The following is a 14267-nucleotide window of genomic DNA, read 5'->3' as shown; positions in this document are numbered from 1 at the left end:
CCGGAGTTAAAACTGGCATGTCAGCCTCCCTCACCACGTCTTTGACATCCGCCCAGCAGTCGATCTGGATGGGACATCAATTCGATCCGCTGAGCCCCGCTTACAACGTTGCCAGCTATATCGAAATTAGCGGCAGCATTGATCAACAACGCCTCCAGCGTGCCTTGCAAAAGGCCGTGGACGAGATCGAAGCCTTGCGCGCTCGATTTCATGAACATGACGACGCAGGCATCAGTGGTTTGACACAAACCGTGATGGCCGAAGCGACCGTCGATCTCCCCCTGTTCGACCTCACCGGCAACGGCGCCCCCCAAACCGCCGCGCGGGCCTGGATGGACAACGATGTAGCCCAACCCACCGACCTGGTGAACGGCCCTCTTTTCACCAGCGCATTGCTGCAAGTAGCACCACAGGTCAGCTACTGGTATTTCAAGACCCACCACATCGCCATGGACGGTGTCGCGCTGTCCATGCTCTTCAAGCGGGTGGCCGAACTGTACGGACAAACCCCGGGGCAATCATCGTCTTCGCCCTTTGGCAGCCTGCGCCAAGTGCTTGAGAACGAGCAGTCCTGGCGCGCCTCGCCGGCGTTTGAAGTGGACCGTGAATTCTGGCGCCAGCACTGTCAGGACATGGGTGAAGTCACCAGTTTCAGCAGTGACGTGGCACAGCCCTCGCACCAGGCCATTCACTATCGGCAATCACTGAACGATCAGGTCCTGGCGCGCCTGCGCGAACGGGCAGATGCCCTGGGTTCCCATTGGGTCAACCTGCTGCTCGCCGCCTTCGGGGCGTTTGTCGGGCGCAGCACCGGCTACCGCAAGGTGGTGATCGGCCTGCCCATGATGAATCGCTCCGACACCGGCGCGGCCAACGTTCCCTGCACGCAGGCAAACGTACTGCCGCTGCGCCTAGACATCAACCCAGGTGAGAGCGTCGAACAATTGCTGGCGGCTGTCGAAGCGCAATTGACCGGTCTGCGCGCCCATCAGCGTTACCGCGCCGAGGACATTCGCCGCGACTGCAATTTGCTGGGAGAAAACCGGCGCTTGACCGGCCCGCAAATCAACATTGATTTTTTCTCCGCCGCCCTCTCGTTTGGCGGTATCCCGGGCCTGGTCCACGTCCTGAGTGCAGGCCCGGCAGACGATTTATCGCTGCTGATCCAGACCCGCCCCGACGGCAACGCACTAAACATCATTGCGATGGCCAACCCTGCCCTTTACAGCCATGAAACCCTGCAACGGCACGTGCAACGCTTTGTCCGGTTTGTCGAGCGTTTTGCCGCCGCCAGCGACACCGCCCTCGGCTTGCTGGATGCCTACGATGAAGAAGATCCGGGTTTCGCTCAAGGCAACGCCTGTTTCGCACCTGAAGGTGATTCAAAAACGCCATCGGTCACTTTGGTCGAGCGATTCGAACAGGCCGTGCAAGCCACACCCGACGCCCTTGCCCTCACACTCAACGGCGAACACCTGTCTTATCGGGAACTGAACGAGCGCGCCAATCGTCTCGCGCATTTGATCCGCAGCGAGGTCGGGCAGGTCGGTTCACAACCGATCGCCCTGTTGCTGGCCCGATCCGTCAACACCATCGTCTGCATACTGGGCGTCTTGAAGACAGGCGCCTATTACGTACCACTGGACCCCGACGCACCCGCCGAGCGTATCGAGACTATCCTCGACGACACGCGTCCCGCACTGGTGATCTGCGATCAGGCCAGCCGCGATCTGCTCGCCACGGCCTGTTCCCCTGTGTTGCCCATCGATGGGCCATCAACCCTGAATCGATTGCAGGAACATGCTGCCAGCAACCTGGACCAAGGACCTCGCGCAGAGGACCTGGCCTATGTCATCTACACGTCAGGCTCGACCGGCAAACCCAAAGGGGTGTGCATCACGCACCACAACGTGGTCCGGCTGTTTTCCAGCACCCACCACTGGTTCGATTATCGCAACACCGACGTCTGGTCAGGCTGCCACGGATACATCTTCGATGCGTCGGTCTGGGAGATGTGGGGAGCCTTGCTTCATGGTGCCCGCCTGGTCCTGGTTCCGGTAGCAACGACCCGCGAGCCGGAAAAACTGCTCGAATTGGTGGTCCGGGAACAGGTGACCGTCTTTGGCCAGATCCCTTCTGCGTTCTACCGCTTCATGGAAGCCGAAGCCGACCGTCCCGACCTGTCTGGTCAATTGAACCTGCGCTACCAATGTTTCGGTGGCGAGGCACTGGATTTGAGCCGACTCAAGCCCTGGTTTGAACGGCACGCCGACAGCCGGACGAGGTTGTTGAACCTGTACGGCATTACCGAAACTACCATCAATGCAACCTATCAGTTCATTACCCGCGAACAGGTACTGGCCAACAACGGCAGTCTGATTGGTACGGTTTACGACGACCTCGACATCAAGGTCCTGGACGATGCACTGCGCCCTGTGCCCGTGGGCAGTTATGGCGAGATGTACGTGCGCGGGGCCGGCCTCGCCCGTGGCTACCTGAACCGTCGCGACCTCGACGCAACACGGTTCGTCGCCGATCCCTTCGGCGCCCCCGGAGCACGCATGTACCGCAGCGGAGACGTCGCGGCACTGCTTGACGGTGGTGTGCTGGAATACATCGGCCGGGCCGACCAACAGGTCAAAGTCCGCGGTTACCGCATTGAGCTGGGCGAAATAGAAACCCATCTGCGCGGCCATCCAGCGCTGTCCGATGCCATCGCACTGGTGATCACCGATGCGTCGGACGACCCTAAACTCGTCGCCCACGTCGTGCCCAATGCCTCCAGCACCTGCGAAGACATCGACACCTCGGTGTTGCGCGACTATCTGCGTGATCGCCTCCCGTCCTACATGGTGCCCAGCGCCATCGGCGTGCTGGAACGCCTGCCGGTGACGCTCACTGGCAAGGTTGATCGCAAGGCTTTGCCCGCGATTGCGCTGTCGAGCTCGCGCCAGATCGAACCGTCCCGGGACGAACTGGACGAGCGTGTATTGGCGAACTGGAGCGCTCAACTGGAGATAGAGACGCTCAGTATCGACGATAACTTTTTCGACATCGGCGGCGACTCGATCAAAGCCATCCGCATCTGCCGCGACCTGGGTCTGCCAGTGACAGAACTGTTCGAACGCCCGACGCCTCGCGCTTGCGCCGACTATCTGCGTGATCACGCCGACCGTGACGGCCCCGATGTTATCCGTTGGCTGCATGAGTTCGACAAGGCTGCGGACAAAGACCGGCTCAACCTAGTCTGCGTCCCGTTCGCCGGCGGAAACGCCTTTGCTTACCGCAACCTGGTCAACCAGCTCGCGAACGTGTTCACGTGCGTGTCGGTCAACCTGCCGGGGCACGACATCATGCGCCCCGACGAAGCCATGCAAGACCTGGAAGCCGTGGCGGCCGGTGCGGTTGAGGAGATTCTCGCCAGGCTGAACGGCCCGATCGTCGTCTACGGCCATTGCGCCGGCAACGCCATCGCCATCGAAATCGCCCGCCGCCTCGAACAAGGCGGGGCCGACCTCAAAGCCCTGGTCATCGGCGGCATGCTGCTGGATCAGGACCCTGTGGAAGTCCGCGCCAATGTTTCCGGGCAAAGCGGTGAAAGCATCATTGATTTCCTGCGCCAGATTGGCGGGTTCAAAGAGGCCCTCGACGAGGCCAGCATGGCAAGCATCGCCCGCATGACCAAACACGACGCCACGCAGACCGCTCGCTTCTTTGCTGAAGAATTGCAGGATCGGCAACGCTTGCAGGCACCGATTCACGTCATTGTCGGCAACGAGGATCCACTCACGCCAGACTTCGACACGCGCTACAAGGACTGGGCGATTTACAACCCGAATGTGACGCTGTCGGTGATCGAAGGTGGCGGGCATTACTTCGTGACGGATCTGGCGGCGCCATTGGCAGACGTGCTGCGTGAGCATTACCAACACCTGAACCCGGCCACGCCACCGCGTGCGATTCGGACCCTGCGAGCGTTTCACAATCCGTTCGACGAGCTTCAGGGGAGTTTCTTCCTGCTGGCCAACGACGCTGGCCAATTGTCGCTATGGCCTGAATTTGCCCCTTCCCCGGCAGGCTGGAACAAGGTGTTCGGGCCGGCGAGTCATGCCGAGTGCCTTGAGCAGACGCAAGCCGCGGATGCGGTCATGGCGACCGAGCCGCCGCCACCAACAGAAGGTCTGGACGCTCCGTATTGGCCTCTTGAGTTCGAGGCACGCTACCGCGCCAGCGGCTGGTGGACGGGTGAAACCCTTGGCGCCATCCTTACCCGGCACGCGTTACTTGACCCGCAGCGGGTGGCCGTCACCGAAGGCGAACGGCATCTGAGTTACTCGCAACTCGATACCAACGCGGATCGCATCGCCGACGGCTTCGCAACTCTCGGCTTGAAAGCCGGTGATCGTGTGGTCGTGCAACTGCCGAATACGATTGAGTTCATCGAAACCATTTTCGGGCTGTTTCGCCTCGGCGCGATTCCGGTTTTCGCACTGCCCTCCGACCGTCTGAATGAGATCACTCACATCTTTGAGTTTTCGGGAGCGGTCGCCTACGTCATCAAGGACCAGGCGCTTGGGTTCGATTACCGCCGCATCGCCACCGATATTGCAAGTAAGGTCACATCGCTCAAGCATGTGATCGTTGTCGGCGACGCTGAAGGCTTCATTCCTTTTGCCAAGCTCTTCGGGCGCACTGCCGCCTGGCCGCAACGAAGCTCACGCGAGCCAGCGCTGATCACCTTGTCCGGAGGCAGCACTGCCCTCCCCAAACTGATCCTGCGCCGACATGACGACTACCTCTACAGCTTCAAGGCCAGTGCCGAAATCTGTCAGTTGGACGCCCACAGCGTCTACCTGTGTGCCCTGCCTGCCGGCCACAACTTCACCCTGAGTTCACCCGGTTTCCTCGGTGTGTTGTATGCCGGGGGGCGCGTAGTGATGACGTCCGATCCGAGTGGTTCGGCGGCCTTTGCACTGATAGAGCGCGAACGCGTCACGCTGACCTCTCTGGTCCCCAGCCTCGCCCAATCCTGGTTACATGCACCGCGCCATCACGACCTGTCGAGCCTGCGCTTGCTGCAGGTCGGCGGCGCGCGCCTGAGTGACGATGTGGCCGAGCGCCTGGCGGCCGCGTTCGATTGTCAACTGCAACAGGTCTATGGCATGTCGGAGGGCCTGGTCTGCTACACCGGCCTGGGCGACACCGACGAGCACGTATTGCAAACCCAAGGGCTGCCCATCAGCAGCGACGATGAAATCCTCATCGTCGATGAAAACGACCAGCCGGTGGCCGACGGTGTGCCCGGGCAACTGTTGGTCCGTGGCCCTTACACCATCCGTGGCTATCTGAATGCTCCGGAACATAACGTCCGGGCGTTCACCTGCGACGGGTTTTACCGCACGGGCGATGTGGTCATGCGCCGGGCAGATGGCTACCTCGTGGTCACCGGCCGCATCAAGGATCAAGTGAACCGTGGCGGGGAAAAAATCGCCGCCGAAGAAATCGAGGGCTATCTGCTCGCCCACCCTGGCGTTTTGGAAGCCGCGATCATCGGCATGCCGGATGAGTACCTCGGCGAGGTGTCATGCGCAGTGGTGGTCCTGGCCCCTGGGGCAGATGTTGCGCCCAACACCCTCAAGTCGTTCGTTCGTCAGCAAGGGGTCGCGGCCTTCAAGGTCCCGGATCAGGTTCGGCTCGTCCCGTCACTGCCCAAAACCACCCTGGGCAAGATCGACAAGAACGTACTGCGCACCCTACTCAGCCAGTAGGCCGCTCGCTGCCCCTGGCCCCTGAACCCATAAGGACTGAATCATGGCAATCCCACAGATCATGGAATACCCCGCTCCGAGCGGCATCGCACTGCAACGCAAACCACTGGACTGGACCCTTGAGCCATCCCGCGCGGCACTGTTGATTCACGACATGCAAAACTATTTTGTGGCGCCCTATGCGTCGAAAGCCTTTGTTGATGCCATGGTGCAACGCATCGCTGCCGTCCGGGAATGCTGCCACGCCTTGAACATCCCGGTGTATTACACCGCTCAACCCGGCGATCAACCCAAAGACGAACGCGGTTTGCTGACCGACTTCTGGGGCCCGGGAATGCCTGAAGATGGCAACGCAAAGTCCATCGTGCCTGGGCTTGAACCTACCCCCGAACTCGATGAAGTGCTGCTCAAGCACCGCTACAGTGCCTTTGCCAAATCCGACTTGCTCAAGCGCATGCAAAATGGCAATCGTGACCAACTGATCATCTGCGGGGTCTACGCCCACATCGGTTGCCTGGTTACCGCGACCGAAGCTTTTATGTCCGATATCCAGCCATTCGTGGTGTCCGATGCCTTGGGCGATTTTTCCCTCGATCTGCATGAAATGGCGGTGCGGCACATGGCCCACTGTTCCAGCAAGATCATGTCCTGCGATGAAATGCTGGCAGAACTGGGAAAAGCACTATGAGCAGTGGACATCCGAACTATCAGGAAACGGATTTCTACGCCGATATCGCCGCGATTCTGCGAACCACTCCACAGTCACTCGTGGAGCTCGACTCGCCTCAGGACGCCGGACTGGATTCGGTTCGCCTGCTGATACTCAGTGAAAAGTGGCAGCAGCGCGGCATCACCGTGAGCTTTCTGGAACTCGCCGAACGCCAGAGCTTCGCGGCCTGGTGGCGGCTCATCAGTGAGCGCACGCGCGGCCTGGAGTGCGAACGCCCATGAACCGTTTCGAAAACCAAGCCATTGTCGTGACCGGTGCTGCCCAAGGTATCGGTGCAGCCGTTACGCGTCTGTTGCTGGCAGAGGGCGCCTGGGTCTATGCCCTGGATTGCAATGCTCAGGCGTTGGCCGCTCTGGCGGACGAACAGCGCTCGCCTCGGCTGTCTGCGACAGTCGTCGATATCACTCGGCCGGACGACGTTGAGGCCGCCATTGCCAGCATTGATGCCGAACGTCCGCTGGACGGTTTGGTCAACAACGCCGGCGTATTGATCCCTAAGGACATTGCGTCGACGACGGCGGCCGACTGGTTGAAAACCTTCGAGGTCAACGTTCACGGCACTTTTTTTGTCTCCCGGGCGGTCGCCGTCCGCATGGCCGAACGCGGTCGGGGCGCGATCGTCACGATCGCCTCCAACGCGGGCAGCACACCGCGGGTCAACATGGGCGCCTATTGCTCGTCCAAGGCAGCGGCGGCGATGCTGACTCGTTGCATGGGACTGGAGTTCGCCTCGCGGGGGCTGCGCTGCAACGTTGTATCGCCGGGATCGACACGCACCCCAATGCTCGCGAGCCTGGCGGGGGAAGGTCCGGAAACCGACCAACGCCTGATCGAAGGCGACCCACGGCTTTATCGACTGGGCATTCCGCTGCAAAAGCTCGCTGAGCCAAGGGATATCGCGGCGGCGGTGGCCTTCCTGCTGTCTGGCGACGCGCACCACATCACCCTGCAAAACCTGGTCGTCGATGGCGGAGCCACCTTTGAGTAACCCAGCCCCTTCGCCACGTCGAGCATTGCCTGGAGACTTGAAATGTTGAACCTTGATTCGATATACGCATCGCTATCCTGGCATCCTGGAAGCTGGCGCGACAAAGAACGCCGCCACATGCCCGACTATCAAGGGAAACAGCTTCCGGCCGTGCTCAAGCAACTGTCCCGTCTTCCCGGACTGGTGGATGAAAGCGAGATTCTTCGACTGAGGCGCGCGCTGGTCCGCGCCGCTGAAGGCAAGGAATTCGTGCAGCTCATGGGCCAGCGCGATCAAAGCCTGAACGACGCCAGTGCGGCCAGCCTCGATCAACGCCTGAAGGCACTGGAATCGCTGAGCCGCTACCTGGCATTAATGCTCGGCCAACCCGTGCTTTCGATTGGTTCTGTCACCGGGAGTTACGGTCGCACCCAGCCGCAAGCCACGGAGATCCTTGGCGGAGCAACGCTGGACCGCTACTTCGGTGAGATGGTCAATTGCCGGGAGGCCACGCCTTGGGCCCGACGCCCCGACCCCAATCGCCTGCTCTGGGCCTATGAGGCTTCGCAGGCGGCGATGCAGGTTCTGCGAAACAAGGAATCTGCTGTCCATACGACCCATGAATGCGCGCATCTGGAATATGAAGAAGCCCTGGTGCGACGTGCGCGAAACGCCAAGTTCTACGCCACCAGCGCGTCATTGCTGTGGATTGATGGATGCAACCTGTTCAACGACAGCTGCTACGTAGAGTTTGCACGGGGCCTGGAAAACCCTATCGCCCTGCGCCTGAGTGAGGCGGTCGACCCCGGTGTGTTGATCGAGGCGGTTGAGCAGCTCAATCCCGAACGGCAAACGGGGAAAATCCTGCTCATCGCCAGTGCGGGGGATGCGCCAGACGTGTTGGGCGAAACCATCCGTGTCCTGCAGGCCCGTCGCTCACCCGTGATATGGCTGTGTGATCCATTGAACGCACAAGACTCGCGTCGTCACACGGCAAGCCTGGCACAGAACGTCGCGCGCGAATGGGATCAAACCTTGCGGCTGCACCGCACCGTTGACAGCCAATTGCACGGCATTGCATTGGAAGTGCGCAACAGCGACTCCAATCGATTGGCCCCTGAGCCGGACGAAAATCCGGGGGCGTTCTTCGATTTTCAAAAAACGTTGCAACTGTGCAGCCACTTGGCCCACGTCTACCGGGAGTCGCCATGAAAAACCTCAAGCATGCGAGCTTTGCCAACCCCTATCCGGCGTTGACCGCGCACGAACTCGGGGCGGCGTTGTTACCCATCCTGGAACGGCGCTTCCCGCTACTGGCGAGCGAATTCATCGGTCTGTTCAGCCATCACACCGAAGGCGTCAATAGCTCGCTGGTGGGATTGGGCTGCGAGTTTCGCCTGGTTGCACTCAACGATGGCGAACACCTGAACCTGGAGCTTCAGCACGGGGACAGCGTGTGCCTGTCACGCACCCTCGCGCTGGATCCCTCGATACTGTTCCATGAACAGCTATTCGGGGCAGTCGCCCGGTTCATCAACCAGTTGAGCCCGTGGCTCCAGGAACACTACGGCTTGCCACCATCGACCGCTTTCCTGGGGGGTTGGCGCTGTGCAACGCATCCCGAGCGCCTTAACGAGCCGGTGATTTTCACGTTGCCACGGGTAATGTGCCGGATCAGCGATCAGCAACTGGAGTTCAGTTGTTTCCACGAGGACATTTGGTACGCGATTGATGAAAGCCTCATCACCTTTGCGACGAACTTTACCCCCACGGCCAATCCACGGGTTACCGGACGCGAAGACATTCCCTCCTGCACCGACTATGTGGACAACCTGATCGGGCTGTTGAGCGAACTGGCACCGACAACCGCCGACAAGGTCGTCATCGGGCGTGAAGTCAAGCTGACGCTGGAGCGGCCCATCGCCCCGGCGCTTTTATTGCGCCTGGTAGCACCTCGCCCCAACCCGCATTACGAGTACGTATTTCGTTGGGCGGACGAGGCGGCATGGGTTGGTATTTCACCGGAAACGCTGCTACGCAAGAACGGTCGCAGCCTGGTGGTCGAACCACTGGCAGGCACTCGCAAAGGTTCCCATGAGCACGACAAAAGTGCCCGCTACCGCCAGGAACTGATGAGCGACCTCAAGGAACTCGAAGAACATGAAACCGCTGCCGGGCTGTTCTTCGAGCAGCTCTCAACCGTCTGCGAAAGCGGCTCCTTGTCGTTGCGCGAATCACGAAGCGTGATCGATCTGGGCTATGTTCAGCACCTTAAAAGCTTGATCAGCGGTACGGTAAAAACGGGTTTGAACGTATTTGACGCGCTGGCTGCGGTCTACCCGCCAGCAACGATCTGGGGCAAGCCATTGGCAGCGTGCGGCGAACGAATCCGCCGATACGAACAGATCGAACGTGGCTTTTTCACCGGCGGATTGGGCTACTTCACCTTGGGCGATGACGCGAATTTTGCACTGGCAATACGCACGGCCAAGCTCACAGCCACCCATATTCACGTCTATGCTGGCAGCGGTATCGTCAAGGCCAGTGACCCGTACAGGGAATGGCTGGAGACAAATAACAAAATGAAGCCCTATTTAGCCAATGAATATGTCTGGAACCTGCCGTAATATGGTTGAATGTACTGTGCAGCTTGCCCACTCAATACACCCATGACGTGGTGTTTCTAGACTAACGCCCACTCATAACGCGTTCATGCGTTAGATTTCATTTAATACTCGAGCATTCTTATATATGGTCACTATCGCTCTACCGGACGGCAATCTTAGAGATTTTCCAGAACCTTTGACTGTTCAACAACTGGCCCAATCCATTGGGACGGGATTAGCTGCCGCGACAATCGGCGGCAAGGTAAATGGAACGTTAGTTGACGCTAGTTATCTTCTGGAAACAGATGCCACCGTAGAGATCATTACCACTAAAAGCGCAGAAGCGCTGGAATTGGTGCGCCACTCCACTGCTCACTTGATGGCACAGGCCGTCCAACGCCTGTACCCCGGAACCCAAGTTACTATCGGGCCGGTTATCGATAACGGTTTCTATTACGATTTCGTCACCAATCGCCCGTTCACGATGGATGACCTGCCGTTGATCGAGGCCGAGATGGCCACTATCGTCAAAGAGCAGCTACCCGTGGTGCGCTCTGAAATGTCTCGCGATGAAGCGCTGGCGTTTTTCCAGAATATCGGTGAGAGCTACAAGACAGAAATCATCCATTCCATCCCGTCGGATGAGCCTCTGTCGCTTTATACCCAAGGCGAATTTACTGACCTGTGCCGCGGCCCGCATGTGCCAAACACCTCGAAACTGGGCGCTTTCAAACTCATGAAAGTGGCCGGTGCCTATTGGCGTGGCGACTCTAACAACATCATGCTCAGTCGTATCTATGGCACTGCCTGGACCAACGAAAAAGAACTCAAGGCCTATTTGAATCAACTTCAAGAGGCGGAAAAACGCGATCATCGCAAACTGGCAAAACAATTCGACTTGTTCCACCAACAGGAAGAAGCGCCAGGCATGGTGTTTTGGCACCCTAAAGGCTGGTCACTGTGGCAATCGGTCGAGCAGTACATGCGCCGGGTTTACCGCGATGGCGGATACCGCGAAGTAAAATCGCCACAAGTACTGGACAGCGCGCTTTGGAAAAAATCGGGGCATTGGGACAACTACAAGGAAAACATGTTTGTCACCGAGTCCGAAAACCGCCAGTACGCACTCAAACCGATGAACTGCCCGGGTCATATCCAGATTTTCAAACATGGTTTGCGCAGCCATAGAGAGTTGCCGATTCGTTACGGCGAGTTCGGCGGCTGCCACCGCAATGAGCCGTCCGGCGCTTTGCACGGCATCATGCGCGTGCGGGCATTCACGCAAGATGATGGCCATATCTTCTGCACCGAAGAGCAGATCGCGGCGGAAATCAAGGCGTTCCACTATCAGGCGCTGAAGGTGTATGCCGATTTCGGCTTTACCAATATTGCCGTGAAGATCGCGTTGCGCCCAGAACCGGGCAAACGCCTGGGCAGCGACGAAGTCTGGGACAAAGCCGAGAATCTGCTGCGCTCGGCGCTATCCGAGTGTGATGTCAAATGGGAAGAGCTGCCTGGCGAAGGCGCGTTCTACAGCCCCAAGATCGAATATCACCTGCGCGACGCCATCGGTCGTGAATGGCAAGTGGGGACCATGCAGGTCGACTACCACATGCCTGATCGCCTGGGCGCCGAATACGTTGATGAGCACTCGCAGCGACGCAAGCCGGTCATGCTGCACCGGGCAATCGTCGGATCTCTGGAGCGTTTCCTCGGCATCCTCATCGAACACCATGCTGGTCAGTTCCCTCTATGGCTGGCGCCGGTGCAGGCCATCGTGGTCACCGTCACCGATGCCCAAAATGATTACGCCGAACAGACGCGCAATCATCTGGTTCAGTTGGGCTTCAGGGTTGAGGCTGATCTGCGTAATGAAAAAATCGGCTACAAAATTCGTGAAAGCACCTTACAGCGCGTTCCGTATTTGCTCGTGGTCGGAGAGAGAGAGAAAGAAAACGGCACCGTCACCGTTCGCTCCCGCTCCGGCGAAGACTTGGGCAGCATGACAATGGACGCCTTGCACACCTACCTGTTGAACGAACAAACCACTGCCGGCTGATTGCCCGGTTCTGCGCTCGACACACCGAAGGCCATTCGCAAGAATGGCCTTTTTTACGACCCCAAGTTGGCCCTCGGTCCACCCGCCCTCCTAATGCATGACCAGACGAGCGAACCTGAATAAGGAGTGCAGTGGTCAACTAATTCCGGACACCTCAATAGATATCCCAGTTTTGAGTGCAGCCGCTCGTTGTTGTAAAACCCAACGATGTATTCAGTGATGTCACGTATCGCTTCGGCGTGGTTGGCGTAATCACGCCGCCATACCCGCTCCATTTTCAAACTCAGGAACAAGCGCTCCATCACTGAGTTGTCCCAACAGTTACCTTTACGGCTCATACTTTGCTGCACCACGGCTAGGTACAGCCAGCCGCTACGGGTCCGGATATAGGTAATGTCCGCCACCCAAGCCTTGTTCACCGCCTCGGGTTCGAATTGGCGATTCAACACATTTTCAGCAATCGGCAGGTCGTGGTTGCTATCGGTAGTGTGCACAAACTTGCGCTTCCAGGCCGAACGCAGACCGTTGGCGCGCATCAAGCGGCGAATTTTATAAACGCCTATTTCCATGCCCTTGGCGCGCAACGCTTTACGCAACGGGCGACTGCCATAGCAGCCGCCACTCGCAGCAAACGACGCCTTGAGTTGCACCGTCACGGGACAAATCGATGCTGGCGCTTCAGCACGCTTGTTGGCCTCGTAGAAACCGGATCGGCTGATAACCAGCAGCCGACAGACATACGCCACCGAATAAGCCTTCTGTTGCAGCTGCCGAACCAAGCGATACGTTACTTCAGCTCGCGGGCAAAGAAGGCGGTGGCTTTTTTTAATACATCGTTATCCATCTTGAGCTGGCGGTTTTCCTGCTCCAGCTGCCGGATGCGCTGTTGCTCAGCCGTCAACGGTTTGCCGATTCCGGCCTCTCCCAGCTGTTCAGCCTCGTACTGCTGTACCCAGCGGCGGACGGCGGTCTCACCAATATTCAGGTCGCGACAGACCTGCGGAACGGCCAGTCCCTGGTCCTTGATCATCTTTACGACTTGCAGCTTGAAGCTGTCGTCGAATGCCCTGCGTTTGCCAGTCATGAAAAACTCCTCGATAGATGCATTCTCCACCTATCGAGGTGTCCGGGGAAATTAGACCACTACATACAGCATACACGTTCGGACCTTAGGTGAACCTCGAGTGGAATTTCCTGCCCCCCTGTTCAACCTTTCCAGAATCTACGCGCGACCTAAGACTCCACCCAGAGCCAGTCATTTTGTAGGGGTAAAAACGACCAAAAATAAAAAGGGGTCGCGAGATAGAATCTCGCAACCCCTTGAATTATATGGTCGGGACGGAGTGATTCGAACACTCGACCCCTAGCACCCCATGCTAGTGCGCTACCGGACTGCGCTACGCCCCGACTAGGCGTTGAATTTGTTCCTCATCTCGAGGAACGCTCAAGAATATATCGCAAGCTTTTGAAAACTGGAAGTATTTAAAAGCAGGAATTTATTTCTTGAGAACCACCAGCACATCTTCAAGCTCGGCGATCATCTGGCGGATCATTTGTTTGTATTGGGTGGTGTCGTCTTTGGCTTCATCGCCGGACAAACGCAAGCGTGCGCCGCCGATGGTAAACCCCTGATCGTAAAGAAGCGCGCGGATCTGCCGGATCATCAGCACGTCCTGGCGCTGATAATACCGGCGGTTTCCGCGGCGTTTGACGGGGTTGAGTTGAGGAAACTCCTGTTCCCAGTAGCGCAGCACGTGCGGCTTTACTGCACATAGCTCGCTGACTTCACCAATAGTGAAGTAGCGTTTGCCCGGGATGACGGGTAGTTCGTCGTTATGACTTGGTTCCAGCATAAGCCTCAACTCGGGCCTTCAACTTCTGCCCTGGACGAAAGGTGACCACACGGCGAGCCGTGATCGGGATTTCTTCTCCCGTTTTCGGATTGCGGCCAGGCCGCTGGCGTTTGTCCCGAAGGTCGAAATTGCCGAAACCGGACAATTTGACTTGTTCGTTGTCTTCAAGAGCGTGCCTGATTTCTTCAAAAAACAGTTCGACCAATTCCTTGGCCTCCCGCTTGTTCAGGCCCAGCTCTTCATACAGACGTTCCGCCATCTCAGCTTTCGTCAAAGCCCCCATA

9 protein-coding genes, 1 tRNA gene and 1 pseudogene are annotated in these 14267 nt (G+C 58.4%); 7 read left to right on the top strand and 4 right to left on the bottom strand.

Annotated elements, in window-relative coordinates:
* Nucleotides 1–17: 17 nt before the first annotated feature.
* The 7 genes from ABH909_RS14065 (at nucleotide 18) to thrS (ending at nucleotide 12130) form a co-directional block, all read left to right on the top strand.
* Entirely contained in the window at nucleotides 18–5768 is a 5751-nt protein-coding gene (locus tag ABH909_RS14065; protein WP_429433975.1) for an amino acid adenylation domain-containing protein, read from the top strand.
* Between the two features lie 43 nt (nucleotides 5769–5811).
* On the top strand, nucleotides 5812–6456 hold the full coding sequence (locus ABH909_RS14060; RefSeq protein WP_429433973.1) for an isochorismatase family protein: 645 nt from the start codon (nucleotides 5812–5814) through the stop codon (nucleotides 6454–6456).
* Entirely contained in the window at nucleotides 6453–6719 is a 267-nt protein-coding gene (locus tag ABH909_RS14055) for a hypothetical protein (RefSeq protein WP_429433970.1), read from the top strand. The genes ABH909_RS14060 and ABH909_RS14055 overlap by 4 nt, the downstream gene beginning before the upstream one ends.
* Entirely contained in the window at nucleotides 6716–7486 is a 771-nt protein-coding gene (locus tag ABH909_RS14050) for an SDR family oxidoreductase (RefSeq protein ID WP_429433967.1), read from the top strand. The genes ABH909_RS14055 and ABH909_RS14050 overlap by 4 nt, the downstream gene beginning before the upstream one ends.
* 42 nt (nucleotides 7487–7528) lie before the next feature.
* A complete protein-coding gene (locus tag ABH909_RS14045; protein ID WP_429433964.1) occupies nucleotides 7529–8677 on the top strand; it encodes a 3-deoxy-7-phosphoheptulonate synthase in 1149 nt (382 codons plus the stop codon).
* Entirely contained in the window at nucleotides 8674–10092 is a 1419-nt protein-coding gene (locus ABH909_RS14040) for a chorismate-binding protein (protein WP_429433962.1), read from the top strand. The genes ABH909_RS14045 and ABH909_RS14040 overlap by 4 nt, the downstream gene beginning before the upstream one ends.
* 124 nt (nucleotides 10093–10216) lie before the next feature.
* A complete protein-coding gene (gene thrS / locus ABH909_RS14035) occupies nucleotides 10217–12130 on the top strand; it encodes a threonine--tRNA ligase (RefSeq protein ID WP_429433959.1) in 1914 nt (637 codons plus the stop codon).
* 53 nt (nucleotides 12131–12183) lie between these two features.
* On the opposite strand, the pseudogene ABH909_RS14030 reads toward thrS, so the two are convergent.
* From ABH909_RS14030 to ihfA, 4 genes and pseudogenes are all read right to left on the bottom strand, one after another.
* Nucleotides 12184–13214: pseudogene (locus ABH909_RS14030) on the bottom strand (IS3 family transposase).
* Nucleotides 13215–13460: 246 nt separating this feature from the next.
* Nucleotides 13461–13537 (bottom strand) — tRNA-Pro (locus tag ABH909_RS14025).
* An 89-nt stretch (nucleotides 13538–13626) separates the two neighbouring features.
* Entirely contained in the window at nucleotides 13627–13983 is a 357-nt protein-coding gene (locus ABH909_RS14020) for a MerR family transcriptional regulator (protein ID WP_003179985.1), read from the bottom strand.
* Nucleotides 13964–14266 carry an integration host factor subunit alpha gene (gene ihfA, locus ABH909_RS14015; protein WP_002553164.1) on the bottom strand — a complete coding sequence of 101 codons (303 nt, stop codon included), beginning with the start codon at nucleotides 14264–14266 and terminating at the stop codon, nucleotides 13964–13966. Before ihfA ends, ABH909_RS14020 begins: the two co-directional genes overlap by 20 nt.
* Between the last annotated feature and the right edge of the window lies 1 nt (nucleotide 14267).

It is taken from the genome of Pseudomonas sp. BS3782 TE3695 (genome assembly GCF_050435305.1).
Classification (GTDB): Bacteria; Pseudomonadota; Gammaproteobacteria; order Pseudomonadales; family Pseudomonadaceae; genus Aquipseudomonas.
Note: the sequence above shows the minus strand (reverse complement) of the source record. Positions and strands in the feature narration are given on the sequence as shown.

What these genes read in the sequence shown, in the direction of transcription:
- ABH909_RS14065 (WP_429433975.1), top strand. Translation starts at nt 18, where the DNA reads ATGTCAGCCTCCCTCACCACGTCTTTGACATCCGCCCAGCAGTCGATC.
- ABH909_RS14060 (WP_429433973.1), top strand. Translation starts at nt 5,812, where the DNA reads ATGGCAATCCCACAGATCATGGAATACCCCGCTCCGAGCGGCATCGCA.
- ABH909_RS14055 (WP_429433970.1), top strand. Translation starts at nt 6,453, where the DNA reads ATGAGCAGTGGACATCCGAACTATCAGGAAACGGATTTCTACGCCGAT.
- ABH909_RS14050 (WP_429433967.1), top strand. Translation starts at nt 6,716, where the DNA reads ATGAACCGTTTCGAAAACCAAGCCATTGTCGTGACCGGTGCTGCCCAA.
- ABH909_RS14045 (WP_429433964.1), top strand. Translation starts at nt 7,529, where the DNA reads ATGTTGAACCTTGATTCGATATACGCATCGCTATCCTGGCATCCTGGA.
- ABH909_RS14040 (WP_429433962.1), top strand. Translation starts at nt 8,674, where the DNA reads ATGAAAAACCTCAAGCATGCGAGCTTTGCCAACCCCTATCCGGCGTTG.
- thrS (WP_429433959.1), top strand. Translation starts at nt 10,217, where the DNA reads ATGGTCACTATCGCTCTACCGGACGGCAATCTTAGAGATTTTCCAGAA.
- ABH909_RS14020 (WP_003179985.1), bottom strand. Translation starts at nt 13,983, where the DNA reads ATGCTGGAACCAAGTCATAACGACGAACTACCCGTCATCCCGGGCAAA.
- ihfA (WP_002553164.1), bottom strand. Translation starts at nt 14,266, where the DNA reads ATGGGGGCTTTGACGAAAGCTGAGATGGCGGAACGTCTGTATGAAGAG.